This window comes from Thalassomonas sp. RHCl1, from assembly GCF_947387555.1.
Taxonomy (GTDB): domain Bacteria; phylum Pseudomonadota; class Gammaproteobacteria; order Enterobacterales; family Alteromonadaceae; genus Thalassomonas.
Map to the genome: position 1 here is coordinate 422,472 of NZ_CANDNZ010000001.1, position 26,265 is coordinate 448,736.

Annotated in this window: 28 protein-coding genes; 26 read left to right on the top strand and 2 right to left on the bottom strand. The window is 44.9% G+C overall.

Going from position 1 to position 26,265, the window contains the following annotated elements:
- Positions 1 to 57: 57 nt before the first annotated feature.
- Positions 58 to 1,671 carry a nitric oxide reductase transcriptional regulator NorR gene (gene norR / locus QL234_RS01905; RefSeq protein WP_281556174.1) on the top strand — a complete coding sequence of 538 codons (1,614 nt, stop codon included), beginning with the start codon at positions 58 to 60 and terminating at the stop codon, positions 1,669 to 1,671.
- A 158-nt stretch (positions 1,672 to 1,829) separates the two neighbouring features.
- Here the strand turns inward: norR and QL234_RS01910 are convergent, their stop codons facing one another.
- The gene (locus QL234_RS01910) at positions 1,830 to 2,048 is read right to left on the bottom strand and encodes an EF-hand domain-containing protein (protein WP_044833633.1); all 219 of its coding nucleotides are present in this window, start codon (positions 2,046 to 2,048) and stop codon (positions 1,830 to 1,832) included.
- A 402-nt stretch (positions 2,049 to 2,450) separates the two neighbouring features.
- Here QL234_RS01910 and QL234_RS01915 point away from each other — a divergent pair, with 402 nt between their 5' ends.
- The 25 genes from QL234_RS01915 (at position 2,451) to QL234_RS02035 (ending at position 24,521) form a co-directional block, all read left to right on the top strand.
- Positions 2,451 to 3,245, top strand: coding sequence for a sugar-binding protein (locus tag QL234_RS01915; RefSeq protein ID WP_281556175.1), 795 nt, complete (start codon positions 2,451 to 2,453; stop codon positions 3,243 to 3,245).
- A gap of 138 nt (positions 3,246 to 3,383) precedes the next feature.
- On the top strand, positions 3,384 to 4,820 hold the full coding sequence (locus tag QL234_RS01920; protein ID WP_281556176.1) for an alpha/beta hydrolase: 1,437 nt from the start codon (positions 3,384 to 3,386) through the stop codon (positions 4,818 to 4,820).
- Positions 4,821 to 4,853: 33 nt separating this feature from the next.
- Positions 4,854 to 5,588, top strand: a complete 735-nt coding sequence (locus QL234_RS01925; RefSeq protein ID WP_281556177.1) for an ATP-binding cassette domain-containing protein — start codon at positions 4,854 to 4,856, stop codon at positions 5,586 to 5,588.
- A complete protein-coding gene (locus QL234_RS01930) occupies positions 5,585 to 6,748 on the top strand; it encodes an ABC transporter permease (RefSeq protein ID WP_281556178.1) in 1,164 nt (387 codons plus the stop codon). The genes QL234_RS01925 and QL234_RS01930 overlap by 4 nt, the downstream gene beginning before the upstream one ends.
- A 66-nt stretch (positions 6,749 to 6,814) precedes the next feature.
- Positions 6,815 to 7,402, top strand: coding sequence for a sigma-70 family RNA polymerase sigma factor (locus tag QL234_RS01935; RefSeq protein WP_281556179.1), 588 nt, complete (start codon positions 6,815 to 6,817; stop codon positions 7,400 to 7,402).
- 2 nt (positions 7,403 to 7,404) lie between these two features.
- Complete coding sequence (locus tag QL234_RS01940) at positions 7,405 to 8,001, top strand: hypothetical protein (RefSeq protein ID WP_281556180.1); 597 nt, start codon at positions 7,405 to 7,407, stop codon at positions 7,999 to 8,001.
- Between the two features lie 335 nt (positions 8,002 to 8,336).
- Positions 8,337 to 9,593: a serine hydroxymethyltransferase gene (glyA, locus tag QL234_RS01945; RefSeq protein WP_281556181.1), complete on the top strand. Its 1,257-nt coding sequence runs from the start codon at positions 8,337 to 8,339 to the stop codon at positions 9,591 to 9,593.
- 251 nt (positions 9,594 to 9,844) lie between these two features.
- The gene (gene nrdR, locus QL234_RS01950) at positions 9,845 to 10,297 is read left to right on the top strand and encodes a transcriptional regulator NrdR (protein WP_044833639.1); all 453 of its coding nucleotides are present in this window, start codon (positions 9,845 to 9,847) and stop codon (positions 10,295 to 10,297) included.
- A 144-nt stretch (positions 10,298 to 10,441) separates the two neighbouring features.
- On the top strand, positions 10,442 to 11,566 hold the full coding sequence (ribD, locus tag QL234_RS01955) for a bifunctional diaminohydroxyphosphoribosylaminopyrimidine deaminase/5-amino-6-(5-phosphoribosylamino)uracil reductase RibD (protein ID WP_281556943.1): 1,125 nt from the start codon (positions 10,442 to 10,444) through the stop codon (positions 11,564 to 11,566).
- Complete coding sequence (locus tag QL234_RS01960; RefSeq protein ID WP_044833640.1) at positions 11,551 to 12,225, top strand: riboflavin synthase; 675 nt, start codon at positions 11,551 to 11,553, stop codon at positions 12,223 to 12,225. Before ribD ends, QL234_RS01960 begins: the two co-directional genes overlap by 16 nt.
- Before the next feature lie 88 nt (positions 12,226 to 12,313).
- A complete protein-coding gene (gene ribBA / locus QL234_RS01965; protein ID WP_044833641.1) occupies positions 12,314 to 13,423 on the top strand; it encodes a bifunctional 3,4-dihydroxy-2-butanone-4-phosphate synthase/GTP cyclohydrolase II in 1,110 nt (369 codons plus the stop codon).
- A 155-nt stretch (positions 13,424 to 13,578) separates the two neighbouring features.
- Entirely contained in the window at positions 13,579 to 14,241 is a 663-nt protein-coding gene (locus tag QL234_RS01970; RefSeq protein WP_281556182.1) for a hypothetical protein, read from the top strand.
- 389 nt (positions 14,242 to 14,630) lie between these two features.
- Positions 14,631 to 14,969, top strand: coding sequence for a SymE family type I addiction module toxin (locus QL234_RS01975; protein ID WP_281556183.1), 339 nt, complete (start codon positions 14,631 to 14,633; stop codon positions 14,967 to 14,969).
- A 397-nt stretch (positions 14,970 to 15,366) separates the two neighbouring features.
- Entirely contained in the window at positions 15,367 to 15,567 is a 201-nt protein-coding gene (locus QL234_RS01980) for a hypothetical protein (protein ID WP_281556184.1), read from the top strand.
- A 371-nt stretch (positions 15,568 to 15,938) separates the two neighbouring features.
- Complete coding sequence (locus QL234_RS01985) at positions 15,939 to 16,652, top strand: FRG domain-containing protein (RefSeq protein ID WP_281556185.1); 714 nt, start codon at positions 15,939 to 15,941, stop codon at positions 16,650 to 16,652.
- Positions 16,653 to 16,739: 87 nt separating this feature from the next.
- On the top strand, positions 16,740 to 17,096 hold the full coding sequence (locus QL234_RS01990) for a hypothetical protein (protein ID WP_281556186.1): 357 nt from the start codon (positions 16,740 to 16,742) through the stop codon (positions 17,094 to 17,096).
- A 77-nt stretch (positions 17,097 to 17,173) separates the two neighbouring features.
- Positions 17,174 to 17,749: a hypothetical protein gene (locus QL234_RS01995; protein ID WP_281556187.1), complete on the top strand. Its 576-nt coding sequence runs from the start codon at positions 17,174 to 17,176 to the stop codon at positions 17,747 to 17,749.
- 142 nt (positions 17,750 to 17,891) lie between these two features.
- Entirely contained in the window at positions 17,892 to 18,335 is a 444-nt protein-coding gene (locus QL234_RS02000) for an SRPBCC domain-containing protein (protein ID WP_281556188.1), read from the top strand.
- Positions 18,336 to 18,592: 257 nt separating this feature from the next.
- Positions 18,593 to 20,119: a hemopexin repeat-containing protein gene (locus QL234_RS02005; protein WP_281556189.1), complete on the top strand. Its 1,527-nt coding sequence runs from the start codon at positions 18,593 to 18,595 to the stop codon at positions 20,117 to 20,119.
- Between the two features lie 13 nt (positions 20,120 to 20,132).
- Positions 20,133 to 20,618, top strand: coding sequence for a DUF697 domain-containing protein (locus QL234_RS02010; protein ID WP_281556190.1), 486 nt, complete (start codon positions 20,133 to 20,135; stop codon positions 20,616 to 20,618).
- A 499-nt stretch (positions 20,619 to 21,117) separates the two neighbouring features.
- Positions 21,118 to 21,426: a hypothetical protein gene (locus QL234_RS02015; RefSeq protein ID WP_281556191.1), complete on the top strand. Its 309-nt coding sequence runs from the start codon at positions 21,118 to 21,120 to the stop codon at positions 21,424 to 21,426.
- Between the two features lie 196 nt (positions 21,427 to 21,622).
- Positions 21,623 to 22,006, top strand: a complete 384-nt coding sequence (locus QL234_RS02020; RefSeq protein WP_281556944.1) for a nuclear transport factor 2 family protein — start codon at positions 21,623 to 21,625, stop codon at positions 22,004 to 22,006.
- A gap of 18 nt (positions 22,007 to 22,024) precedes the next feature.
- Positions 22,025 to 22,291: a hypothetical protein gene (locus QL234_RS02025; protein WP_281556192.1), complete on the top strand. Its 267-nt coding sequence runs from the start codon at positions 22,025 to 22,027 to the stop codon at positions 22,289 to 22,291.
- 92 nt (positions 22,292 to 22,383) lie between these two features.
- Positions 22,384 to 23,541, top strand: coding sequence for a helix-turn-helix transcriptional regulator (locus tag QL234_RS02030; protein ID WP_281556193.1), 1,158 nt, complete (start codon positions 22,384 to 22,386; stop codon positions 23,539 to 23,541).
- An 86-nt stretch (positions 23,542 to 23,627) separates the two neighbouring features.
- Positions 23,628 to 24,521: a DUF2306 domain-containing protein gene (locus tag QL234_RS02035; protein ID WP_281556194.1), complete on the top strand. Its 894-nt coding sequence runs from the start codon at positions 23,628 to 23,630 to the stop codon at positions 24,519 to 24,521.
- A gap of 386 nt (positions 24,522 to 24,907) precedes the next feature.
- Here QL234_RS02035 and QL234_RS02040 read toward each other — a convergent pair whose 3' ends face one another.
- Positions 24,908 to 26,065: an MBL fold metallo-hydrolase gene (locus QL234_RS02040; RefSeq protein WP_281556195.1), complete on the bottom strand. Its 1,158-nt coding sequence runs from the start codon at positions 26,063 to 26,065 to the stop codon at positions 24,908 to 24,910.
- Positions 26,066 to 26,265: the final 200 nt, after the last annotated feature.

Genomic DNA, 26,265 nt, shown 5'->3' on the forward strand with positions numbered 1-26,265 from the left:
ATTCCCTATACAGCAAGTAGCAGGCCATCGCGGTCAGACGCTGATCAGAAGTATTCTATGAGCAAAAAATTATCCCTGGAAATTAACACCGAACGCTTATGTATGGATCTGCTTGCGGTGCTGGAGCTGGAAGACAGCCTCAACGCCCTGGCCAAGGTCATCGCCAAATATTTTCATGCCGATGCGGTGTCTATTTTGGAATTTAATGAGCCGTTATTGCACCCGGTGGCCTTATACGGGTTTTCCAAAGATACTTATGGCCGGCGTTTTGATCTCGCCAATAACCCGAGACTGATGAAAATTGTCAGTGATGAACAGCCGACGATTTTTGCCGACGATATCGGTTTGCCGGATCCTTTTGACGGTTTGATCCTGGATAAACAGGAGCGCCTGGAAGTACATTCCTGCAGCGGTTTGCCTATCCGGCAAAATGGCAACCTGCGCGGTATTATTACCCTGGACTCCCTGGACTTGCAGGTGTTTAACCGCTTCCCGTCAGAAAATTTCCAGACGGCGGCGTTGCTTGCCACAAAAATCGTGTTAACGGCGATCGATAATCAAAACCTGAAAGAGCAGCTTTCCAAGAAAACCATTTTAAATCAGACCCTGATTGAAGCCTCCATCGGGGTGAAAACCGAGCTGGTGGGCAAGTCGGAGCAAATTGAGCATTTACGACGGGAGATCAATATTGTTGCCCCTTCGGATCTGTCGGTGTTGGTGACCGGGGAAACCGGGGTCGGTAAGGAGATCGTCGCCAAGTCTATCCATGGCCAGTCCAAGCGCTTTGATAAACCGCTGATTTATGTCAACTGTGCGGCTTTGCCCGAGTCTATCGCCGAGTCTGAACTGTTCGGCCATGTCAAAGGCGCCTTTACCGGCGCCACCACTAACCGCAGCGGCAAGTTTGAGCTGGCCAACGGCGGCACCTTGTTTTTAGATGAGGTCGGCGAGTTGCCGCTGGCGATACAGGCCAAGATATTGCGCGCTATCCAATATGGTGATGTCCAGCGTGTCGGCAGCGACCGCCATGTTAATGTTGATGTCCGCCTGGTGGCGGCCACTAACCGTAATTTAATGGATGAAGTCAAAGAGGGCAATTTCCGTGAAGACTTGTACCACAGGTTAAGTGTCTACCCGATACATATTCCGCCGCTGAGAGATCGTTTGACGGATATTGAATTGCTGGTGGGCTTTTTTATGGAAAAAAACCGCATCAAGTTGGGCCTGCAAAGTGTGCGTCTGGATAAACAGGTGTTGCCTGAACTGCTCAGTTATAACTGGCCAGGCAATGTCCGTGAGCTTGAGCATGTGATGAGCCGGGCCATGCTCAGGGCCGCTTCAGCCCGACATGGCAAAATAGTTACCTTATTACCCGATGATATCGACAGCTCGGTCAGATCAAGTGGCGCAGTGAAAGCACCTGCTGCCATGACGATGGCAACGCTTAGCGAAGATAACCAGGAGGTGGGTAATGAAACGCCGGCTGTTTTGTCTGCCCCTGAGGCGCCTGAATTAAATCAAAGCCTCAATACCATGATGGATAACTACCAGCGGACGTTATTGCAGCAAGCCTTAAAACAGTCCGGCGGTAAATGGAACAAAGCGGCGGAACTGTTGGCCATAGATAAGGGAAATATTCACCGTCTGGGAAAACGCCTGGGGTTAAAATAGCGCACTCGCTTCGGGATGAACCTGGTATAAGTAAGTTTGGTAATAGCCGACAGGGCGGCAAAAGAAATGGTCAAATAACTGCTTGCGGCTAATTCATAACATTAGCCGTAACCCAAATCACGGCAGGCGGGCGCCGTGAAGTTTTGCAGCCGGCAAACTTATAGTGCCAGCTCTATTACCATTTCTTTTAATTCTTCTTTTGAGATCGAATTACTATGGTTGGTATCGAAGCGGTTGAAAATGGTTTCACACATGCGAATACCTTTGTCTTGCAATAAGACATCGATTAATTCAACAAACTCGCTGCGGTTGATCACACCATCTTTATCTTCATCGAATACTTCAAATAATTCGTCTACCCACTGATTAAGTTCCATTAGACTTCCTTTGATGCCAGGTAAAAACTATACCTAAACTTTATCTGTTATTTTGATGATTTGGAATGACTATTTTCGATAATTCTTTCGTTAATTGATATTTTTCAGCTTATTGCTGAATATTAGCGCAAATTGATTTGTTTTGCTCCGGGCTAAGTGTCGGGAAATCCTTCTGCGGCGTGATAACCGTTTAAATTTCTTCGTTATAAAAGTGCTCTGACCTTCTTTATTTATTCCGGGATGATAATCATTAGTTTTACGAGTGAATATGCAAGCAAGCATCAAGATAAAGAGAGTATCGCTGTAAGCGCTTTCATTTTGTGTGTTGTTTTTATAAGATGGTTTGTATATAAAAAGCACTCTATGGTGCCTTGAAGTTAAATGACTGGAGTGGAAAAAGTTATGGCGAGAAGTATTATGCCAGATTGGCGGCAAGTTAAATCTTTTGGTATTGGCGGTTTATTGCTGGCTATTGGCTTAGCCGCGAATAGCTCAGCTTTTGCCCTGGAAAAAACTGCAGGAACTAGGGCTGCTGACGGTTTTCAGGCGTTATTTACCCCGGAAAAGCCGGAAATAGACGGCAACTTAAATGAAGCGCTCTGGCAACAAGCCACCTGGTACCCGATAGATTTTTTGATGCTGGGAAAAACACCCGACAGCCGTGATTTTCAAGGCAGCTTTGCCCTGGCCTGGGATAAAAACCGCCTTTATCTGAGCGCGAAAATTACCGACGATGTCCTGATCGACCAATATGCCGATCCCCTGGTGTCTTATTGGGATGACGATACCCTGGAAATTTTTATCGACGAAGACTTTTCCGGCGGGGATCATCAATATAACCACAATGCCTTTGCCTATCATGTCGCCCTGGACAACCAGGTGGTGGACATCGGTAGCAACCGTCAAGCCCGGCTTTATAATGACCATATCACCAGTCGCTGGCGCCGGCAGGGAGAGCAGATTATCTGGGAAGCAGAGATCGCCATTTACAGCGATAGCTATCGGGATGATAAAGGGGATAACCTGCCGGTGAAGCTGAAAAAGAATAAGCAACTGGGCTTTATGCTGGCCTATTGTGACAATGACGGCAGCATTGAGCGTGAACATTTTATCGGCTCACACCCGATCTCCGGGCAGGATAAAAACCTCGGCTGGAAAACCGCCGATGTCTTTGCGCCCTTGTTATTGGTGCGCTAACGAAGGATTAAAGCAATCAGTTTTGGGCTAAGTAAAGCTGCCGGATAAACTTTTGGTAAAATAAAATTTAATTTTTTGTAATAAATATCGATTTAAACAGACTAGTGTCTACAGGTATTAAAAACAAAGGATAAATAAATGTTTTACAGAGGTTTATTTGCAACGCTTTTTTTCGGGCTTTGCTGTTGTGCGGTGGCCAGTGCTGCCCCGCTTGAGCTTAAAGATTGCCACCTCGACGGCATCAAGGAAAAAGTCAAATGCGGCCAACTGCAGGTGCCGGAAAATTATGCCGAGCCCGAAGGCAAAAGCATCAGTCTTAATTTTGCCGTCTTGCCTGCGATAGATCAGAGCCAGCAAAAAACACCGCTGATGTTTCTGGCGGGTGGTCCGGGACAGGCGGCGGTTGAATTGGCTGCAGGTTTAAGAAAGGTCTTTAACGAGAGCCGCAAAACCCGGGATTTGATTTTGGTGGACCAGCGCGGTACCGGCGAGTCGAAACCTTTCCAGTGTGATTTGGATGAACAAAGCAATATTTACCAATTGTTGCCGGAAGAGTTTTCCGCCAAGGATGTCAGGGAATGCCTGTCGGGATTTGACGGCGAGCTGAGCCAATACAGCTCAGAAAATGCCATCCGTGATTTTGAGGCGCTGCGTAAGGCGTTAGGTTATCAGCAGCTAAACCTTTACGGCGGCTCCTACGGCACCCGGGCGGCGCTGGTGTATATGCGCTTATTCCCCGAAGCTATCCGCAGTGTGGTCCTCGACAGTGTCGGCCCGGTAGAAGTGCCTATCGGTTTGTTTGGTCAAAGCACGGCCCATTCTTTTGATTTGTTGCTGGCTAACTGTCACCAGGATAAAAGCTGCCGGCAGGCGTACCCTGATCTGAAAGCCGAATTTCACCAGGTGTTAGCAGCGCTGGAGCAAAAACCTGTCTCGGTGACTATTCCCCATCCCCGGCTGGGAGAGGCAACCACTTTTGTTATCAGTAAAAGCAAGTTTATCAGCACGCTAACGCACCAGCTCTATAGTACCGACAGCCGGGCATTTGTGCCTTTAGTGATCCATCAGGCGGCCAAAGGCAATTATTTACCTTTAGCCGGGCTTATCGCCCCAAGTGATGGTAAGCAGGCACTATACCTGGGCTTGCATCTTAATATTATCTGTAATGAAGACTTCCCGAAGATCACATCTGAGGCATTAACGGCTGATGCCGATAATAACTTCGGCGGCGATATTACTCATCATGCGATGTTAACGGCGTGCCCGTTATGGCCGCAATATCGGCCAGAACAAGCATTCTACCAGCCGGTCACCGCCGATATTCCGACCTTAATTTTATCCGGTGAGCTTGATCCGGTAACACCGCCAAGCAATGGTGAATTTTCAGATCAAACCCTGGCCAACAGCCATCATATCGTGGTTAAGCACACCGGGCATACCGTGGCCATGTCCACCTGTGCCTCCGATATTATCAATGAATTTATGAATGTATTAACCCCGGCGAAACTTGATGAATCCTGTCTTGAGGATATCCCGGGCGAGTCTTTTATGACCGGTTTGAACGGCAGCTTTTAAGGGCTTTCTGGTAAAGAATTTTTAGGAAAAAAAATGATCGAAGTAAATAATTTGCATAAGAATTTCGGGCAAGTCAAAGCCCTGGACGGTTTATCTTTTAGTGCCCGGGACGGAGAAATTACCGGTATTTTAGGCCCGAACGGCGCCGGAAAAACTACCTGTTTGCGCACCCTTTACGGCTTATTAAAAGCCGATCAGGGCAGCGCGAAAATAGACGATATCGATGTCAGCCAGCAGCCGCTGTTGGCGCGCGGGCGTTTAGGCATCTTCCCGGATAAGTTTGGTCTTTATGAGCGTTTAACTGCTTATGAGCAAATTGACTATTTTGCCAGTATCCATGGTTTGCAGGGACAGGCAAAAAAACAGGCGATTGAAGAAGTGATCGCCGATCTGGATATGCAGGATCTGGCCTACCGCAAAACCGCGGGTTTCTCCCAGGGGCAAAGGATGAAAGTCACTCTGGCCCAAGCCCTGGTGCATAAGCCGAAAAACTTTGTCCTGGATGAACCCACCCGGGGACTGGATGTGATGAGTACCCGGATCTTACGCAATTACCTGGCCCGCTTTAAGGCCAAGGGGCATTGTATTTTATTTTCTTCCCATGTGATGCAGGAAGTCGCCGCCTTGTGCGATCGGGTGATCATCGTTGCCAACGGCAAACTTGCCGCCGTCGGCACCCCGGATGAACTATGTACCCTGGCGGATAAAACCAATTTGGAAGAAGCGTTTGTGAAAATTATCGGCAGTGACGAGGGCATAGCGGCATGATCCAGTTTAATGCATTATTGAAAAAAGAGCTTAAAGAAGCCTTTCGGGATAAGCGGGCGCTGATGTATGCCCTGATGATGGCTTTTATGGCGCCGGTGATGATTTATGCGGTGTCGAATTCTATGATCAAAGATCTGACCGATACCCCGGCGATCTATGTCAATATTCAGGGAGGGGAAGCGGCGCCGAAGTTAATGGCTTTGCTTGAGGATGAAAAAATCCTGCCGTTGGCCGAGGTAACTGCTGATGAGAAACGTCTGTGGCAAGAGCGCAATATTGAATTGATATTACCGGAAAGTTTTGCCGAAGATATGCGCGAAGGCAGAATGGTTGATGTGATTTTACGTGCCGATTATCAGGATAAATCGCTGTTTTCACCCTTAAGACGTATCAAAGAAGTGATCCGCAGCTACTCTGCCACTATCGGCAGCCAGCGTTTGTTAGTGCGGGGCATCGATGTTCGCTTGATGCAGCCGGTAAAACTGCAGGAGCAGGATACCGCCGAGCCGACCAGTGGTCCTATGCTGATTATTCTGAGTTTGGGCATGTATTTAATGATGGCGGCCTTTGTTTCCGGTTTGTCTGTGGCGATAGACTCCAGCGCCGGCGAGCGTGAGCGCAATGTCCTGGAAATGCTGTTATGCCAGCCGGTGGACACCATGAAAATTGTGTTGGCAAAACTGTCCTGTGCCAGCTTTATTGCCGTGATCGGCGTCATTTTAACCCTGGTATTAACTTACTTTGCCATAGGTTTTGTTGATTTAAGCAAGATAGGGGCAACCTTCAATCTCGATTTTATCAGCGTCAGTGCTTTATTATTGCTGCTGTTGCCGTTATGCTTTTTCGCCTCGGCGCTGCAGTTGTTTTTCGCCTTCGGGGCGAAAAGCTTTAAAGAAGCCCAGTCTACCGTGACTATGGTGGTGATGCTGCCGGCGTTTGTGCCTTTTGTTTTATCCTTTATTAACAACAAGCCTCAGTGGCTGGACTGGGCGCCGATTTCGGGGCAATCCATGCTGATTGAAGATATCTTCAAAGGCTTGCCGGTTAACTGGTCTCAGGTGGGCTTTACCACTTTAGTGACCGTGGTGCTCACGGTTGTGCTGGTAAAAGTGATGGCAGAAAAACTTAAGTCAGAGAAAGTCGTCCTTGCATTAAGTTAACAGAGTTCAGGTAATGTTAAAGAAATGCAGCTAATAGAGAATAATAAAAACAGGCGTAGTTATTAGATGTTTACTTCTTTAAAACTCAGGTCCAAATCACCGGCGGCAGTTGCTGCCGGTGATTCAAAAACCAGAGAAGGCCAGGGTGTCAGTCAGGCCTTATTCAAACAATGGATGGCGGAGCATGAAAAAATGCTGCGCCACCTTATTTGCGGTTTTGAAGCCAAACCTGCGTTGCAGGAAGAGTTGTTTCAGGATATCGCCCTCAATATCTGGCAGGCGATGCCTAAGTTTCGACAAGATGCCGGTGTGAAAACCTTTGTCGCCCGTATTGCCCACAACATTTTGGTGACCCATGTCGCCAAATCGGTGCGCACGGTGAAAACCGAGCAGGGCGAGCAAGCTTATCATCAGCAGGCAGCAACCGATGTCACCCCTTATCAGGCGTTAGATCAAAAACAGCGCCAGCAGCGCTTGTCTTGTGCCATCCGGCAATTAAAGCTGGAGCAAAGGCAAGTGATCACTTTGGCGCTTGAAGGCATGAGTTACCAGGAAATGGCCGATATTCTCTGCCTTTCCGTCAATCTGGTCGGGGTGCGCCTGCAACGCGCCAAAACCGCGTTAAATCAATTACTAAAAGTACAGGAGGGCTGAAGATGACACAGCAATCTCCCTTAAACGAACAATCTCCCCTAGACGATAGCTGGCTGGCAATTAGTCAGGACTGGCAAGAGCAGCCCTATGAAAAAGCCAACCTCGATACCCTGCTCAGGAAAACTCGGCGGCGTACCTGGTGGGCCAAGGTCTCTCTGGTGGCAAATATTCTGGCGACTGCCGGGATGTTGCTGGCCTTGCTGGTCGGCTTATACCGGGGGGACAGGGAAATGCCGCACCTGGTCGCTTTGGCTGTGCTGTTTGTCGCTTCCGTGGTGTATGTCTATATAGAAGTTAAAATTCGTCGAACCGCCTGGCAGCTGAACGATGCCGGTCCGGATCATGCCCTTAAGGCGGCGATCAGCGGCGGCGAATCTTCCCTGCAATATGCCCGCTTGATGAAATGGAGTAGTTATTTTTTGGTGATCCCGCTGAACTGGTATGGCTATGCCATGATGGAGTACAGGGAAAATATCACCTGGAAAACCTTCGTCTTTATCAATGGCATGTTGCTGGTGATGTATGTCGGCACCCATATCTATCAGAAAAAGCGCGAGCGGGAGCTAAGCTCGCTCCGTCAGTTTTCTGAAAATAATTAAAGCTCCTCTGTTATTTTTGAAATAAAATTCAGGTATTTTATATATATCTGAATTTTATTTGTTGTTTTCTGGTTTTTAGTTATTTATAGTGTTTAGCCATCAGCGTCAGAACTGTGCTCGTTTTCTGTGTCATTTTTTCTGATGGCGGCGCTAAAAACTTTTACCGAATAAAACATTGCCAATAGTGCTAAAACTAAGCGTTTTAATCATGTACAACCCGGCCCGGTTCAGGCAGAATATGCCGCATTTCTACACCGGGTTTAAAACCTCTGGTTTGAAGGGGCGTGATCTAAACCTGCTGCTGTAGCTACCGGCTTACTAATTGAGGAGAAAACATGCTTACTCGTGATATGAATATTGCTGATTTTGATGCTGAACTTCATCAGGCGATAACCGATGAGGTTGTACGTCAGGAAGAACACATAGAGTTAATTGCTTCTGAAAATTACTGTAGTCCCCGTGTGCTTGAAGCACAAGGCTCTCAGCTGACCAACAAATACGCCGAAGGTTACCCGGGCAAGCGTTACTACGGTGGTTGTGAGTATGTCGATAAAGCCGAGCACTTAGCGATTGAGCGTGCTAAAGAACTCTTTGGCGCCACTTATGCCAATGTTCAGCCTCACGCCGGTTCCCAGGCCAATGCCGCAGTATTTCAGGCGCTGGTAACACCGGGCGCTAAAGTCTTAGGTATGAGCCTGGCCCATGGCGGTCACTTAACGCACGGCTCTCACGTGAATTTCTCCGGTAAGCTATATGACGCCATTCAATACGGTTTAGACCCTGAAACCGGCGAAATCGATTACGCCGAAGTTGAGCGTTTAGCCTTAGAGCACAAGCCGGAAATGATCATCGGCGGTTTCTCTGCCTATTCCGGTATCGTTGACTGGGCCCGCATGCGTGAAATCGCTGATAAAATCGGTGCTTACTTCATGGTTGATATGGCTCACGTTGCCGGTTTAGTGGCGGCTGGTTTATATCCGAACCCGGTTCCTCATGCCCATGTTGTGACAACCACTACCCATAAGACCTTAGCCGGTCCTCGCGGCGGTTTGATCATTTCAGGTTGTGATGACGAAGACATCTATAAAAAGCTTAACAGTGCTGTATTCCCTGGTGGCCAGGGCGGTCCTTTGATGCACGTGATTGCTGCTAAAGCGGTTGCCTTTAAAGAAGCGTTAGCGCCTGAATTTAAAGAGTACCAGCAAAAGGTATTGGATAATGCCAAAGCCATGGTGGCGGTATTACAGGAGCGTGGTTACAAGGTTGTTTCTAACGGTACAGAAAACCACTTATTGCTACTTGATCTGATCGACAAAGACATCACAGGTAAAGATGCCGATGCCGCTTTAGGCCGTGCCCATATCACGGTAAACAAAAACTCGGTACCTAACGATCCGCGTTCACCGTTTGTGACTTCTGGTTTACGTTTAGGTACGCCGGCGATTACCCGTCGTGGTTTCGGCATTGAAGAAACCAAAGCGCTGACCGGCTGGATTTGCGATATCTTAGACGATATCAGCAACGAAGACACTATTAACCGCGTGAAAGAGCAGGTTAAAGAGATTTGTGCCAAGTACCCTGTTTATGCATAACTTAGCTATAAGTAACTAACGCGCAAGCAAGTACAATGGATACCTGAGTAAAGGCCGCATCATCATGCGGCCTTTTCTTTATCGCTTTTGCTTTCTCGTAAACTGGGCTGGTTTTATGAATCTGTGCCCCCATATAGTGATAGTGTTCACGGCTCTTGATATAATAGCCGGGATTAATAACCGGGTTTGTGAGAATTGGGATACAAACTTAAAAAATGAACCTTATCCCAATGAGTTTTTGGAGTATATAAATGCATTGTCCATTCTGTTCGGCAAATGATACCAAGGTGATCGATTCCCGCCTGGTTTCCGATGGTCACCAGGTGCGCAGGCGCCGGGAATGCCTGGCTTGCCATGAAAGATTTACCACCTTTGAATCAGCAGAACTGGTGATGCCGCGTATTATCAAACGCGACGGCTCCCGCGAACCCTTTAATGAAGATAAACTGCGCAACGGTCTGTTAAGATCGTTGGAGAAAAGACCGGTCAGCGTCGAGCAGATGGAGCTGGCGATCAATAAACTTAAATCCCAGCTGCGGGCGACCGGCGAACGTGAACTGTCCAGTGAAATGCTTGGCAATATTATTATGGAGCAGCTTAAGCAACTGGATAAGGTGGCTTATGTGCGTTTTGCTTCCGTGTACCGCTCTTTTGAAGATATCCGCGAATTCGGTGAAGAAATTGCGAAATTAGGTGATGAGTAACTCATGTCTGCCTCCACGTTAAAAAAGGCCGGATTAAAAGCTGAAACTACCGGGAAACCCAGGCCGCTAGCGGCAAAGCAGGTTAAAGCCGTGAGTCCGATTGATAATGCCGGGGATAGCTTTTCCGCGGATGATTATACCTATATGCAACGGGCTATTACTCTGGCGAAAAAAGGTCATTACACCACCTCACCCAACCCCAGGGTCGGTTGTGTCATTGTTAAAGACCGGAAAATAGTCGGTGAAGGCTATCATATTAAAGCCGGTACCGGCCACGCCGAAGTGCATGCCCTGGCTATGGCCAAAGAGCAGGCCAAAGGCGCCATCGCTTATGTGACCTTAGAGCCGTGCAGTCATTTTGGCCGCACCCCTCCCTGCGCCCAGGCTTTAATCAACTCTGGTGTTGAACAGGTAGTGGTTGCCATGGTCGATCCCAATCCCCAGGTATCTGGCAGCGGTATCAGTTTGCTGGAACAGGCGGGCATAAAAACCAAAGTGGGTTTGCTGACAGAGCAGGCGCAGGCGTTGAATCCGGGATTTATCAAAATGATGTCTACCGGTTTGCCCTATGTCAGGTGTAAGCTGGCATCGAGTTTAGACGGCAAAACCGCCATGGCCAACGGTGAAAGTAAATGGATCACCTCTCCCCAGGCCCGCTCTGATGTGCAGCGCTTAAGGGCGCAAAGCTGCGCCATTATCACCGGCGCCGATTCGGTATTGATGGATCAGGCGAAAATGACGGTGCGCTGGCAAGAGCTGGGGCAGCTAAAAGAAAATTATCCGCAAAATGACATCCGCCAGCCGCTGCGGGTGATCATCGACTCGCAAAACCGCATCACACCTGACTTGCCCTTATTTGATACCCCAAGTGAAGTGCTGCTGGTACGCGCTGCTATCGAAAATAACCATCAATGGCCTTCTTTTGTGCAGCAGATACAGTTACCATTAGCCGCCACGGTTTCGGGCAGCGAAAAAATAGATCTGAAACATTTGTTGCACGCCCTGGCGCAGCGCGGCCTGAACGATGTCTTACTCGAATCCGGCGCCCGCCTTGCCGGTGCTTTTATCGAGCAGGACTTGGTAGACGAGCTGGTATTGTATCAGGCGCCTAAATTAATGGGCGGCGATGGCAAAAGCCTGGTGGCCATGCCTGGGATAGAAAATTTATCTGCGGCCAAGACATTAGCGATTAAAGACATAGCTATGGTGGGACCGGATATCCGCATCACCGCCAAATTAGAAGAGAATAAAACATGTTTACCGGAATAATTGAAGCGACCGGCCGACTGTCGGCAATAAACGTCAATAGCCAGGGCGCCCGTGTGGTTGTACAAAGCGGCGATTTGGATATGAGCGATGTCCGCCTGGGCGATTCAATTGCCACCAATGGCGTGTGTTTAACGGTTGTTGCCTTTGACAGCAGCAGCTTTAGCGCCGATGTTTCAACCGAAACCCTAAAACGTACCGGTTTTGTTGATTACAAAGTAGGCACTGAAGTGAACCTGGAAAAAGCCATGCTCGCCAGCACCCGTTTTGGCGGCCATATGGTGTCTGGGCATGTTGATGCCCTGAGCCAGGTAATATCGATAGAGCACAAGGGCAACAGCATAGATTACTGGCTGGCGATGCCGGCGGACTTAGCTCCTTATATTGCCGAGAAAGGCTCGGTAACCATTGATGGCGTCAGCCTGACGGTAAACGGCTTAACGGCGGACAGTTTCCGCATTACCATAGTGCCCCATACCCAGCAGGAAACCATTATCAAATCTTATCAGGCCGGCACCCGGGTGAACCTGGAAGTAGACTTGATCGCCCGTTACCTTGAACGTTTATTGCTGGCCAGAAGCGGTGAATTAACCCCTGAAGCGACAAGCAAACCGTCCGGGGTGACCGAAGAATTACTAAAAAAATCCGGGTTTCTTTCTTAACCAGGAAAGCAATACCGGGAAAATAGAATATAGCAAAACAACAACAAGCACTTAAATTATCTTATAGCTTAAAAATTAAGAGGTTGGCATGCAATTAAATACCCCGCAGGAGATTATCGACGATATTGCTCAGGGTAAAATGGTTATTTTAATGGATGATGAAGATCGCGAAAATGAAGGCGATTTCATCATGGCCGCAGAAAAAGTCACCCCGGAAGCCATTAACTTTATGGCAACCCATGGCCGTGGTTTGATTTGCATGCCGATGACACTGGAAAAATGCCGCAAGTTGAAATTGCCCCTGATGGTAGACAACAACAACGCCCAGTTCAGCACCAACTTTACCGTGTCGATTGAAGCGGCGGAAGGGGTGACCACAGGAATTTCTGCCTCAGACCGGGCGAAAACGGTACTGGCGGCCGCGGCTAAAGATGCCGATCATATGTCGATAGTGCAGCCGGGGCATATCTTCCCGCTGATGGCACAAGACGGCGGCGTACTTAACCGCGCCGGTCATACCGAAGCAGGTGTTGATCTGGCTCGTATGGCAGGGCTTGAGCCAAGTGCGGTAATTGTTGAGATCTTAAATGAAGACGGCACCATGGCCCGTCGTCCCGATCTGGAACTGATTGCCCAGAAACACGGTTTAAAAATGGGCACCATTGCCGATTTGATCGAACACCGTAATGCCACCGAAACCACAATAGAAAAAGTTTCAACCTGTAAATTGCCAACGGCTTACGGTGACTTTGACTTGACCGTTTTTCAGGACACCATAGACGGCCAGGCCCATTTTGCCCTGACCAAAGGAGAAATTAAGGCGGATGAGCCGACCTTGGTACGTGTTCACCTGGAAAATACCTTCCGCGATTTGCTCTTTAGCCAGCGCGAAAGCGTTGCCAAGTGGCCTATCGCTCATGCCATGGAAAAAATTGGTAAAGAGGGCGGGGTGCTGGTGCTGTTAGGCAAGCATGAATCGCCGCTGGAGCTGATTGCCCAGACCCAGAAATATGCCAAGCAGGATGCCGGAGAGGTGGTTAAAGAAGTACAGCGCCATGTTGGCTCCCGTAATGTCGGGGTTGGCTCGCAAATTCTCTCTAGCTTAGGGGTCAGTAAAATGCGCCTGCTGAGCTCGCAAACCAAATATCACTCCCTGTCTGGTTTTGGCCTGGAAGTGGTGGAATATATTCCGGAATAAACTTATCTGTCACGCATAGTTTATTCGATATTACGTCGTTTATACGCTCTTAAAGAAGAGTCTGTAAACGACGTTTTTATTTCTTTGCTGCAAACCTCTTGCTGATTACATTTTACTTTTACCTTCCTTTTGACCCTCAGATAATGGAAAAATTAATGAAACAGATCCTATCTATATTGGTAATACTTGTGCTTTCCGGCTGTGTTTCTACCGCTGAAAAGATGGAGAGCATAGTTGAAAATATTCCGGAACAAGAACGAGCCTATGTTTTAGGTAAATTTAGTATTCAATGCAGGCCGTCGGGGAATGACTGTGACCAGGTCTTCAATTCATTGTCTTTATTTTATCGGGACACTAAGGGGAAGGACTTCCCCGGCACACTAAACTCAACATCCGGTGCTATGTTTGGCAAAGACACCACCTTTGATTTTATCAGCCCTGAAAATCAGGAAAAGGGCTTTTATTTTTGTCAGGCTGTACCGGCAAGTGAATACGCTTTTTATACTTACCGCTATTATAACTTTGCCAATGGTGGAAGTGGTTATTCGTTAAATAAAGAAGGTTTTTTTGATTTGCCTTTTACTGCAAACTCAAAACAGCTAACGCTGCTCGGCGAACTTAAATTAACAACCAATAAGGGAGAAAACTTATTCGGGATGGATATTTACGGGCCGGGGCAAGTCATAATGAAAAAAATCTCGGATAAGGAAATTGCATTGGCTGTTAAAAAGTGCCCTTCATCTGTAAGGGATTTCAAGCTGATTGTTACTGATTTTAAAGCTAATGATCACCCACTTATTACCAGGCATACCGATTAAGCGGCATATATTGCCACAATTTACCTGGATACAGCGCTATTAGCTGCCGGATTGTAAATAAAGCGTCGTTAATATACTCTCATGCCGGGAGTTTGTTGCGGCGTTTTTCTTTTTCTGCGCTTAAAACTTACCTTTGAAAATCTGTTCTTTTTGTGGGCAACAACACCATAAATCCTGCCTTAATTTAATGGCAAAAAAGTCTGTTCTACTGTCGATTTAACCAGCTTTTTAAGCTTTAATTAAAGGTGCAACCCACCCCAAAAGGAGGTCGCCTATCTCAGTATTTCTCATGTCTTTATGGTTATAAACCAGCTGTAATTTAAGTCGCAACCCCTGAGTGCAAGCACACCCAGAGGTCGCTAACCACAACGAACTTAGCGGAGTACGTCATGGCTGAATATCATCATACGTCAGAGTTTTGCCTGGCAAAAGTAAAATATCCCATTTATCGACAACTTACCGTGCTGGAAACTGTTTGTGAAACGGCAGTGAAAGTACGCGGTATCGGTATTAACTATCAACCTGTTAATCTTGAACCTTGCCTTGTGCTTCGGGGAAAGTGGCTACGGGTGGCTGGTTTTCAAGTGGGGCAAAAGGTACAGCTTGTGGTCAACCCGGGGGAGGTGTTCATCACCCCTAAACATATCACTTCTGAACAAGTCATTGCTAAGCAAACTGACTTGACACCGTCTGATGAAAGGGATGAAGCAGGACAGGCGAAAGGCTAGTTTTTAAGGCAATTAAAAGCTTTGAAACAAGGGGATTAAGCTACTGTCTCTAAAGCAGATGCAGTAGCTTTTTTATGTTTTCACGATATGCCCGGGGTGTCAAAAATAGTGATGACATATTATCGTTTTATCTTTAAAGAGGGGTTGTCTTTTTATACCGGCTGTTCGGGAGTTCAAAAAACTTTGTTTGACGTCATTGCTGGATATTGTCATGAATATAAAGTTTATTGGCAGAACATTTCCATTCTAAGTTTACTTGATGTTTGTTTGATTATTGTTTGTTTTTTGTTTAAAGTATGTTGTTTTAATGTTTAGGGTTACTGTATGATATTTGAACTTGCCTATATTGGTGCAAGTCATTATTAGAACTTAAACTACTGAATAAAAGGAACTTTATATGAGCTTAAAAGTAAAAGCATTCTTAACCGTATCTTTAATTTCTCTTTTAAATATTTCTCTGCCTGCGTCTGCTGAAACTATTAGCTGTACATTCGATGACGGCAGTGGCCACTTTGAGGCGGTTACTGATGACTATGATCAAGGAACTCGACTAGCAGAACTTTGTATAGGTCTTGGGGGAACTCCAACCTTTAGCTAGTGTATTTATTAAGCTGCTACAGTTATTGCAATCTTATTTTGTTGCGAGATAAATTCAGGTAGCTGCTCTGTCATCAGCAGGTTCATGGCTTTTAATGCATGTATTCCCTGCTGTATGGCTGTTTTAATGTCGCAGTGTACACGGCGGACACCTGTAAACTTCCTTCACCGTCAGAAGTACCCCTATATTTTTTGATTCATCTTAATCATGCAAAGTGAATGCAAGATACCCCAAAATTAAATAATTGATTTTTACCTGAGCTTAATAAGTTCTTGGTTGTCCAATGTTATCGAGGAAAATAATAGCTAGCCGCTATGCGTCTAAAAAGCTATTATTCACCTATTATCAAAGTGTTAGGTGTTTAGACGTAAATGGATATTCACGAGAATAAAATAGAAAGTGTTTCTCAGTACATTGCAATGATGGAGAGAGGTCCTTCAGAATTTTATAGAGGGCAATCCCAAGATTGGCCTTTACTTCCTTCCCTATCTCGAATTTCGCATGGTCATATCCCTGATTTATCAGTTTTGGAACTTGATATTTTAAGGGAATTCAAAAGGCTTTCGCTGCCATATTTTGAAAATGTACCTAAAGGAAATGCGGAATGGGTGATACATGCACAACATTATGGATTACCAACCAGGTTATTAGACTGGACATCAAACCCTTTAAAGGCCTTATACTTTGCCGTGGAGAACTTAGATGAAGATAATGATGGTGTCGTATGGAGTATTGATCCATTTAACATTGAGTACGAAATAAATGAGCCTAACTTGAGTACATCGCAGCATTATTTTTTTCGCCCCTCGCATTTGAATTTAAGAATAACTTCGCAAGAGAGTTATTTCTTAGTATTTCCTCTAGAAGAGGGAGAAACTATGTTAAAGCCTTTAAATGAGTTGTTTTTGGAGCAATCTCAGAGGGGAGAATATGGGATGGTTGAAAAAATGACTATACCCAAGGAGCTAAAATCTGATTTCAAAGCAACTCTCGATGGCCTGGGTATAAATAAGTTGAGCATATATCCTGGTTTAGAGGGGGTTGTTGAGTCTGTGAAAGACTATTTCGCAATTAAAAATGCCTGACAAAACCATCAACGAACGCACACTTTGTGTGCTGGACCTCACTACGCTCGGCCCATTATGGCAGCGTTATACATCAAGGAGAGGATAGTGAATAAATCTGAAATTAAGGAGTTTTTGAATGATTTAAACCAACAATTTGAAGCTGCGTTTAAGTTATTTGATGAACCTATGGAAGGCTTGTCACCGAAGGAGAATCTAAAATTAATTTCAGATAAATATTCTATTTTGAAAGAACAAGTTGGAACATACAACCTTAAACTTCAAAAACTTCACCGTAATCAGAAGCTAAGTAATGATGAAGTTCACTTTTTATTGCCAGCTATCAATACTATAGCACTGCACTGTACTGCCAGAAAAGGGGCTATGGATAAAGTTGCGTTGAGCTCTTCACTCTATGATGCCCAAGATTATTGCACTTACTACATAGGTGAAATTGATGTATAACAAGCACAATCACGCGGAGCAATTTTCCGCTATAGCTCCAAGCTGCCCGGTGTTGCGGGCGTTATATGTAATGCTTAATGAATGAGAAGGATTCTATGTTTCATAAAATGATTATAGCCATCGCATTATTCGGTAGTGCTCAGGCTCTATCTCAGCCGACATCTCCGCAATATCTTCAATTAAAAGACCGCTTGGATCGCCCTAGTGATGGTTACTGTTTAGATGTGGTAGGCAGTGGAAAACATATCCGACTGGATATGCCGCTTACTGCACACAATTGCAAAGGGCCTCAAGTGTACGCAGACGAAGTTGTCCAACACAGAAGTGATCAAAGCTTGTATTTCCCTGCCTATGATGGCTGTGTCACGGCTATGGGAATAAACGATAAGGCTTTATCCGGTAGCGCACTGATGCTTAAGCCTTGTGGTGTCGAACAACCGTTTTTGAATGCAAAGAAATTTCAAAAATTTGAATTTAATACTAAGGGACAAGTTAAGCTTGTTGGCAGTCAACTTTGTTTAGTGTCAGGAGCTGAATCACACACAACATATAGCCTTGCTCATAGGTGGAGAAGTCTATTTTTACTACCTTGTGCAGAGGCTAAAATTGAACATAGTGTCTGGAGTCTTGTGCCTGCTGGGTATAACAAGTAATACATATGCTCACTATAGATGGAGCATATAACAAGGCGCTGTAATCGACTGCCAAAAGTGGCTGAGCGCGGGGTTAGGGGGCAGAGTTACCCATATTTAGTGGACACCTTCTCTATAGGGTTAAGTTTGGAGGGGAAATATCGTGGCAAAAGTTAAACACCAGGTAGGCATCGACGGCACTATCGAGCAGGTTTTTTCAACGCTAACAACGAATGAAGGCTTTGCTGGTTGGTGGGCATCTTCTGCAACAATTAGCCCAGAGATTGGCGGGAAGATAGCTTTAACATTCGACAACTTAACGACCTTGTACTTCGAATATCAAGATATTCTAGAAAATGAAAAAGTAGCCATTCTCTGTACAGGCGGGACTGGTGCCTGGCAAGATTCTGAACTTCTATTTGAATTGGTTCAAGCCAGCGATCAAGTATATCTGACATTAACACATACGAATGAAGCATCTAGTGAAGATGAATTTTTGTACTTTAGTACAAAGTGGACTTGCTACTTACTTAGCCTTAGAGACTTTGTGGAAACAGGCAGAGGCAGGCCCTATCCCAATGATATTAAGATCCATGTCGGGGATTAGCGCGCAGAATAACAAGAGAACATAGCTGAATACCCATAAACTGGTGATAGCAAAAACTTGCTAGCTTGAATGAGTTTATGAATGTTCAAGTCTGGCGTCTATGAAGGCACTTTTGTTGCTGATAATACGCTTTTGGTGAATAGGTTTACAGCCTGATTTTTCTCCAATATAAAGCAGTAGCTGCAGCCAGATCGAACTTGCTTTTTTCGATACTTGAACCACACTTGTGCGATAAATGTGCATAGATGAGAATAATAATGAGTCAAACTGCTCCTGTAACGGTTCCCATTCCAGGACTTGATGTTGTTGGCCGTGGTATTTTCCTTAAATCCCGCCAGCCTTATGAGTTGAAAAAGCGCCTGTTTAGCTATCAACAGCAAACCGAGTATTATGCCTGCGAAACCGGGCAAAGTTATTTATTGCCGCACGGGTATCATGTTAACGATTCACCGCCTATGCCCAGCGGGATAGCGTTAAACCGGGTGGTGATAGAAGAGTCGATGGAGCGGCTGGATAAAAAACTCAATGTCGACAGTCAAGTCAGCTGCTCATACACTGTCTTTAGTGTGGATGCCAGTGCAGGGCATAACTCTATGATGCAATGTAATGATAATGCTTATTATGCCAGCCGCACCTCTTTTATCCCCTTTTGGACCCTGTATGTGGGGGACAGCAAAGATCTGCCTGGGGATGTGTTTGATCTTGAGGTTCCGGTGCCGTTTAAACATGAGCACCGCCGGCAATACGAGCAGTTTTTTAACCGCTTCGGCAGCCATTATGTTAAACGGGCATGGGTTGGTGGCCGGGCCAATTTAACCTTCAGCGTGCTCAAGTCAACCAATATCAGTGAGCAGCAAATACGTTCAGGCATTAAGGCCAGTTTTGGCGGTATGGGCAGTACGGGGCACAACAGCGAAATGATGGCTGATAAGGAAAATTTGCTCAATAATTCAGAATGTTCGGTGTCGGGTAAAGGCGGTGATACCATCAAGCTGGCCGAGCTTAATACCCTTGATGAAAGTGTTTACAACCAGTGGATGTCCACCGTTAAAGACAACCCCCAAGCCATTGAGTTGGAGGTGGCGGGTATTTGGACATTGCTGGCAGACCAGGCCCAAGCCACGGCACTCCAGGCGGCCTACCAGGAAGCCACTGCCTTTGCAGCGATATCATCAATGTTCTGTATCGACAACGAGGTTTATTTCATCCGTGACCGTGATTACTTTACTTATAACTGCCAAAGCCGCAAAAGCCATAAGCCCCGACCGCTTGAGCAAAATTGGCCGCAATTGGGTCAGATGGGTTTTCATCGAATCAATGCTGCGCTAAGCAGCGACTATGTTGGTTTTAAACAACAAAGCCGGTTCACCAACAAGGTCTTTTTATTCTATCGCAGCCATTATGTTACCTTAAACCTGGCGGACAATAGTTTTAGTGAGCCGCTTGATATCAAACGCGGCTGGCCCGGGGTGCCTTTTGAGCACATAGATGCGGCACTGCATTTTGAACCGGATTACGTCTATTTTTTCAATGGTCAGCATTATGTGCGTTTTAATATCAATGAAAATAAGGTGGATGACGATTACCCGGCGCTTATTAGTGAACGTTGGGTTGGGGTAAACTTTGATTATATTGATGCTGCGATCTACTGGGGGAATGGCAAAGTGTACTTTTTCCGTGAAGACCAGTATATCCGGTATGACGTGGTTAACTACTGCGCTGATCCCGGTTATCCCAAGTTTATTTTGGGCAATTATGTCGAAGACTGGCAACTTTTTGTTTAACAGGAACCAAGCAATGTCACAACAGTCTCAACAAGCACAGCAAATTGTCAACGGTTACACCAAAGGCGCGGCTGCAGTAGGGTTAGTGCCGGTGCCGGTTGCCGATGCCCTGCTGATCTCTGGCATACAATTAAAAATGCTGCAACAAATTGCCCACCTCTACGGCGAAAAGCTGGCTGACAGCAAACGCAAAGCGGTGTTTGGCTCTATATTGGCAGCCTTAGCGCCCTTAACCTTACGCAATCAACTGGTGAGTTGGTTAAAAGTGGTGCCTGTCGCCGGTCAAGTGGTTGGCCTGTTGGGGATGTCTACCTTTTCAGCGGCATCTACCTGGGCAATTGGCCGGGTATTTATTCAACATTATGAAGCGGGGGGAACCTTACTGGATTTTGACCCGGATAAAATGAAAAATCATTATCTTGAGCAATTTGAACTGGGCCAAAAGGTGGCTAAAAGCCAAACCACCCATTCAGCTGATTATGTGGGGGTAAAACCTTAGCGTGCCGGTGAGCTTTTGGCTGAATCATCTCGCTTTGTGGTCCATACGGATAAAAATGGATTGATGGACAACAACAGCAAGCCAATATATTTCACTAAAGTTTAATCCTTACTTATCGCTGCTCACTGTTTATCGGTGGTGCTATTCTTTGTCTTAATTTCACTGATTTTTATTATGTTTTACCCAAATAGGGCAATTCAGTCATAAATTAATTTTTTATCGTTGTTTTTTATAAACTGTGTGATATTTTTCGTGGCATGAAAACCTTTGGCTCCACAAGTCTGGCGCCGATAAAACCTGCAAATTAAGGCGTTAGCCATATAAAAGGGGTATGCAGTTGCTTCAAGCCGTATTTATAAGTTTAGTTTTATTCTTGATATCCAAATCAGCACTTTCATGTGAAAACCAAGAACCATGCAAAATGAATTCGATGGAGATTTTTTTACCTGACTCTAAGAGATATCCGGCACCAAATGTGCGATTAGAAAGGTTTAATTTCATGTCTGAATCAGGAGACGTCAATACTAAAGTCGCGCTTGAAGAGCTTAATAGCATACAGGAGTCATTAGATAAAATAAGCGCGCGGATATTTAAAACAAGTGAGACAAGTTTTGAAGTATTGGCTCAATTTAAACTGACATCAGAGTCTGTTGTAGAGTTCAGAATGCAAACTACCGCAGGTGAAAGAGAAAATGAACTTCTAACTTCATTTTATGATGCTGCCTCAAAGCTAACTGAGTACAAATCAATAAAAGATGAAGTTTATGTTGTTTTCCATTATACAATATCCCCCTCGGTTAATAAGTAAGGCTAAGTGGCATCACTCATCAAAATGAGTCGCTATGCGGCAAACTTTCTGGCGTGCTAAGCGTTATGTGTCACGGTGAATCAGGAGAATATTTATCAACTCTATAGTAAAAATAGTTGCAGTAGCTTGTATAGCAACTTGGTTAACTGGCTGTAGTAATGAAAATATAGAACTAACAGAAGCAAGTAAAAATAAAATAACACAAGAGGTTCAAGAATCATTCGACCTGCTGGTTAATGCTGCAAATGCTTTGGACACTGAGAAATACTTCAGTTACATCGATTCGGATAAGTTTGTAGGCCTGGGGGCTGATGGCTCAAACTGGAATTCTGTTGAAGAATTGAGAGCCATGATAGTTCCGGGCTTTAACATGGTGAAAGAAATAAAATCATTGGAATTTACCAATGTTAAGATTTCAGTCATTGATAAAAATACAGCTGTTTTGGTAAATGAGTATCAGCAAAGTATGATACTTGCCAATGGCGAATTAGCTGAAGGTGCCGGAGGCGGTACTCAGGTTTGGTCTAAAGCAAGCGGAAACTGGTTGCTTGTTAGCATTTCTGCAAGTGCAAAGCGCTAAATAAACAAATCATTGAATATGGAAAAAGCTAAAGAGTATTGCAAATTTTCGGCTAAATTTGCTTGGTTTTTTACCAAAGTCATTGTTATTTTAATTACTATCGGTGCATTTACAAAAGCTGGCTCCGCTACTGCGGATGTGGCAACAGAAGTCTTGCTAGAGCGGGCTTTGGTTTTTTATTCAATATTAATTCCCGGTACATATATAGTTTTCTTTTTCATCGGCTTAGTTAAATTTCACTTGGAATACGATTTTAAAAATAAAACCTGGGATGATGGCTTTTAAGTTAGTTAAGGTTTACGTCACTTCAATCGGTTAGTATAACATGATGAAGGTAATGTCAGTGAAGGCGCTGGATACGGTAAGAGGTTTTATTAATGGGTGTTGATGTAGTCCCAACAGTTATTTATTCCAGCATGATGGGTATGACAGTTTTTGCCTTGGTTGATGTGGCGAGCAGGCCCAGGCAGAGGCAGTCTGTCTACCTTGGCGGATTACTGGCTCTGCTACTGGTTCACATTCTCGGTGAATTGTTTATCTATTCCGGCGCCTATCAATATGCGCCTGCTTTAGCCGGGGCACAGTTTCCAATTCGCATGTTGCTAGGACCCGCATTGTACTTTTATGCCTTCGCAACTATGTCTTGCGAGAAAACCTTGCCGAAGAAAGCTTATCTCCTTGCCCTGCTTGGCCCTGTCATTGTTATTTTAGGCATGCTGCCCTTCATTTTTGGCATCAGTGCCGAAGAAAAGCTGGCACTGGCCGACCCTGCCACCCGGGATGCGGGCTTGTTTCAAATAGCGCTGTTTACCTGTTTATTTTCCTTGTTGGCTTTTATTTTTGTTACCGGCGCGTATTTGGCTGCCACGTTCAGGCTGCAAAGCCAGCATCGTTTGCAATTAATGGAGCGGTTTTCCTCCATTGAAAAGCGCTCCATGGACTGGTTGAAAGTGATCTTGGTGCTTTGGGGTTGTGTCTGGCTTTTGTTTGCCCTGGAGTATGCTATTGGCTTTTTAGGCTGGCGCTGGTTTGGAGCAGGCAGTGTTTTACCGGTATTAGAAGCCTTGGTTTTAATGATCTTTGCACATTTTGCCCTTAAACAGCCGGTGCTTGAGGAGGCTGACAAAGGAGAGCCACAAACCAGGCAGGTGCGAACCACGACCTTAGCGTTGACTCAAATGGAGCAGATAGCCGACAAGCTAAAAACTGTGATGAGTAAAGAGGCGCTTTTTCTGGAGGATGAATTATCGCTAAAACGACTTTCAGAGGCCGTTTCGGTTAGCGAAAACTATATTTCAGAAACCTTATCTCAATTTTTAAATACTAACTTTTTCCAATTTGTGAACAGCTATCGGATTGAGCAGGCAAAGTCTTTGCTCGTTAGCACAGACAAAACCGTCTCTACTATTGTCTTTGAAGTAGGCTTTAATTCCAAATCTACTTTTAATGCTGCGTTTAAAAAAGCAGCAGGTGTAACCCCCTCGGCTTACAGAAAACAAGAAAAATTGTTAGTTATTGAAAAAACAGTGAATTAAAGTGTACGAATAGGCCCATTCGGACGACACAAACGGGTCAATTCCTCAAACTTAAGCGGTATTTCCGTAGGTATGAGGATTTGATAATGGAAAAAACATCAGTCGCTGTTGCTGACTTGGCAGTAACAAAATATGACCAAACAAAACCACAGTCACAAACAACTTCATCTGCTAAGTTCGCTGACCGATCATTAAAATATTCGGCGACGTTCTGGTTTGTCTCGGTTATGGCCGGTCAGTGGTTTTTCTTTTATTACATCATGGCATTTTATGGCTTTTCTGTGATTAACGATAATATGGAGATCTGGAATCGCTGGGAAGCCATGGGGTCTAAGCCTTATCATGCCGGTGACTTTGCCGGTAATTTCGCTTTTGCAGCACATGCCATTGGTGCCGGTATTGTGGCATTTGGCGGAGCACTGCAATTAATACCACAGGTACGTAGTTATTTTCCGAAATTCCATAAAATAAATGGTTATGTTTACCTGAGCACCGTATTTTGTCTGGCAATCTCAGGCTTTTATTTAGTGTGGGTCAGAGATCCCGAGCCGATCACTCTTTCGGGCATAGGCACCAGTATCAACGGTCTTCTGATCTTTGCTTTTGCTTATCTTGCCTTGCGCCGTGCTGTAAACAGAGACATCGTCAGCCACAAAAAATGGGCGTTACGGTTATTTCTGGTATCAAATGCGCAATGGACTTTAAGAGTTGGTGTATTCAGCTATCTGGTAACGGGATCTATGCTTGGGCTTAAGCCCAGTTTCAGTGATGTGTTTTTTCCGATGTGGACCTTTGGTTGTTTTGTTCTGCCGCTTGCTACGCTGCAGTTATATTTTTATGCCAAAGAAAAAGGGGGAAACAGGGTTAAATATATAACGAGCGGTGCTTTGTGTGTACTGACGGTGCTGATGTTGATAGGAGCAGTGGGTTTTACACCTTTTCTACTGACAGTGATGTCTGGGGGAGAGATTGCTTTGTAATTTTAGTTCACGGTAAATAGCTCATCAATTGATAGTACGGTGAGTACGCCGTGCTATTTTATATGAGAAGCGTTTGTGAGTTTTGCTTTGATATTTACTTTATTATTTTTTAAATGCTTTATTAGGCGGCATACTCTCCTTTTTTAATATTTAGCACATGAGCAAATAAGTTGATTTAATAGGGGAACCGGTTTAGTTGACCATCATCACAATAATACCTTACACGCTGCCTTGCTACTTTATCGGTTGCCAAGGCAGCTATAAGGATAATCTAATGCAATACCTAATGACGCTTATCGAGATTACATCAGATAAAATGCATCGAAATATTGGTAAAATACACGCCAAGATGAACGAACTAAACTTGGCTATTTTTCACCAAACTATTAATTGAGCTGGTTAATTTTGTTGACCTTCGAGCTTAGCCGTAATGGTTGAGCAGAGCTCAGCAGTTGATGATAATTTAAACTCTCACCCATTTTTAGTGCTTTAACAACAAAGTTTGGCTGTGATTGTCTAATGGCCAAGTCTAATCGCCTTAATGGTTCGTGAACATGCTCACAGCCTAAGGTCCAGGTGCCATAACCCCAAGGGACGAAAACTTTACACCCTAAATCATTCGCGGCTTGCAGAGCATCTTCCGGTGACATGTGTACAGCTCGCATGCTAGCATGATAAGCAACGATAGGCATCAAACACACATCCATCGCACCCACTTTTTTGCGTATGTCTTTAAATACATCGCTATAACCTGTGTCTCCGGCAAAATATACCTTGTATTGGCCGTCGTCTATCATCCAGCCGCCCCATAAACTTTTTTTGCTATCAAATATTCCCCTTGCCGAGGTATGGTTCGCAGGTAAAAAATGGACTTTTGTGTTGTTATGCTGGCTTTGGGTATACCAGTCCATTTCTGTAATTGGCCCTGATGAGTAATCGACGTCACTACCGCTGTCTAGTGGTAAATACAATTGAGTATTTGGGTTAAAATTATTTAGCGTTTTGCTGTTCAGGTGATCAAAGTGGTCATGAGATATGAGCACCCCTGAGACAAAGGGTAATTGCTTAGCTTTAATTGGCGCTTCTCCCAGACGAATCCAGGAAGGACTAAGTTGTTGTCCTAACCAGCCAGCCATGCCATCAAACTCATCAAATACAGGGTCAGTGACAAAAGCGTCGTGATTCATCTGTTGGATCAAAAAGCTTGCATGGCCGAGCCAGGTTATTTGCCCGCGCTTATGCTCATTAATATTGATCTCTTGATGTACTAAATCATTGTATGAATAACCATGGGCTTTATCGTATTTATGTGCAGGTACCGGATCTAAAAACGAGGCTTCATGTGATTTCTTTTCTTCCGGCTTAAGCAGATCTAATTCATCATTAATATGATGTGGCCCTTCACCGACGAAGTGACTGTCAAATAAGTTTTGGTATTTACCTTCATTCCCTACTCGCTCTGGGTTTTCCACACGAGTAATTTGTGCACCACAGCCAGTTAACAAAATGATTGAGATGAGTTGCGAACATAGGTTAAGTTTCATTAAAAATATACTCCAATAGTTTTTTAAAGAAATTAACAAGGACAAAGTAATTAAGTCTTATTGAAAACTTATTTTCATAGCGATAGAAAATGGATAGGATTATTGGTGTTAAAAAACAAATGGTTATGTTGTGGTGGTGTTGGGCCTCATAAATTAACGAAAGCAAAAAATTGACCGCGTTCAGTCTGGTTTATTTGGAT

What these genes read in the sequence shown, in the direction of transcription:
- glyA (WP_281556181.1), top strand. Translation starts at nt 8,337, where the DNA reads ATGCTTACTCGTGATATGAATATTGCTGATTTTGATGCTGAACTTCAT.
- QL234_RS01935 (WP_281556179.1), top strand. Translation starts at nt 6,815, where the DNA reads ATGTTTACTTCTTTAAAACTCAGGTCCAAATCACCGGCGGCAGTTGCT.
- QL234_RS01985 (WP_281556185.1), top strand. Translation starts at nt 15,939, where the DNA reads ATGGATATTCACGAGAATAAAATAGAAAGTGTTTCTCAGTACATTGCA.
- QL234_RS02035 (WP_281556194.1), top strand. Translation starts at nt 23,628, where the DNA reads ATGGAAAAAACATCAGTCGCTGTTGCTGACTTGGCAGTAACAAAATAT.
- ribBA (WP_044833641.1), top strand. Translation starts at nt 12,314, where the DNA reads ATGCAATTAAATACCCCGCAGGAGATTATCGACGATATTGCTCAGGGT.
- QL234_RS02010 (WP_281556190.1), top strand. Translation starts at nt 20,133, where the DNA reads ATGTCACAACAGTCTCAACAAGCACAGCAAATTGTCAACGGTTACACC.
- QL234_RS01960 (WP_044833640.1), top strand. Translation starts at nt 11,551, where the DNA reads ATGTTTACCGGAATAATTGAAGCGACCGGCCGACTGTCGGCAATAAAC.
- QL234_RS01970 (WP_281556182.1), top strand. Translation starts at nt 13,579, where the DNA reads ATGAAACAGATCCTATCTATATTGGTAATACTTGTGCTTTCCGGCTGT.
- ribD (WP_281556943.1), top strand. Translation starts at nt 10,442, where the DNA reads ATGCAACGGGCTATTACTCTGGCGAAAAAAGGTCATTACACCACCTCA.
- QL234_RS01975 (WP_281556183.1), top strand. Translation starts at nt 14,631, where the DNA reads ATGGCTGAATATCATCATACGTCAGAGTTTTGCCTGGCAAAAGTAAAA.
- QL234_RS02030 (WP_281556193.1), top strand. Translation starts at nt 22,384, where the DNA reads ATGGGTGTTGATGTAGTCCCAACAGTTATTTATTCCAGCATGATGGGT.
- norR (WP_281556174.1), top strand. Translation starts at nt 58, where the DNA reads ATGAGCAAAAAATTATCCCTGGAAATTAACACCGAACGCTTATGTATG.
- QL234_RS01940 (WP_281556180.1), top strand. Translation starts at nt 7,405, where the DNA reads ATGACACAGCAATCTCCCTTAAACGAACAATCTCCCCTAGACGATAGC.
- QL234_RS01930 (WP_281556178.1), top strand. Translation starts at nt 5,585, where the DNA reads ATGATCCAGTTTAATGCATTATTGAAAAAAGAGCTTAAAGAAGCCTTT.
- QL234_RS01915 (WP_281556175.1), top strand. Translation starts at nt 2,451, where the DNA reads ATGGCGAGAAGTATTATGCCAGATTGGCGGCAAGTTAAATCTTTTGGT.
- QL234_RS02040 (WP_281556195.1), bottom strand. Translation starts at nt 26,065, where the DNA reads ATGAAACTTAACCTATGTTCGCAACTCATCTCAATCATTTTGTTAACT.
- QL234_RS01925 (WP_281556177.1), top strand. Translation starts at nt 4,854, where the DNA reads ATGATCGAAGTAAATAATTTGCATAAGAATTTCGGGCAAGTCAAAGCC.
- QL234_RS01910 (WP_044833633.1), bottom strand. Translation starts at nt 2,048, where the DNA reads ATGGAACTTAATCAGTGGGTAGACGAATTATTTGAAGTATTCGATGAA.
- QL234_RS02025 (WP_281556192.1), top strand. Translation starts at nt 22,025, where the DNA reads ATGGAAAAAGCTAAAGAGTATTGCAAATTTTCGGCTAAATTTGCTTGG.
- QL234_RS02005 (WP_281556189.1), top strand. Translation starts at nt 18,593, where the DNA reads ATGAGTCAAACTGCTCCTGTAACGGTTCCCATTCCAGGACTTGATGTT.
- QL234_RS01920 (WP_281556176.1), top strand. Translation starts at nt 3,384, where the DNA reads ATGTTTTACAGAGGTTTATTTGCAACGCTTTTTTTCGGGCTTTGCTGT.
- QL234_RS01995 (WP_281556187.1), top strand. Translation starts at nt 17,174, where the DNA reads ATGAATGAGAAGGATTCTATGTTTCATAAAATGATTATAGCCATCGCA.
- QL234_RS02015 (WP_281556191.1), top strand. Translation starts at nt 21,118, where the DNA reads ATGTCTGAATCAGGAGACGTCAATACTAAAGTCGCGCTTGAAGAGCTT.
- nrdR (WP_044833639.1), top strand. Translation starts at nt 9,845, where the DNA reads ATGCATTGTCCATTCTGTTCGGCAAATGATACCAAGGTGATCGATTCC.
- QL234_RS01980 (WP_281556184.1), top strand. Translation starts at nt 15,367, where the DNA reads ATGAGCTTAAAAGTAAAAGCATTCTTAACCGTATCTTTAATTTCTCTT.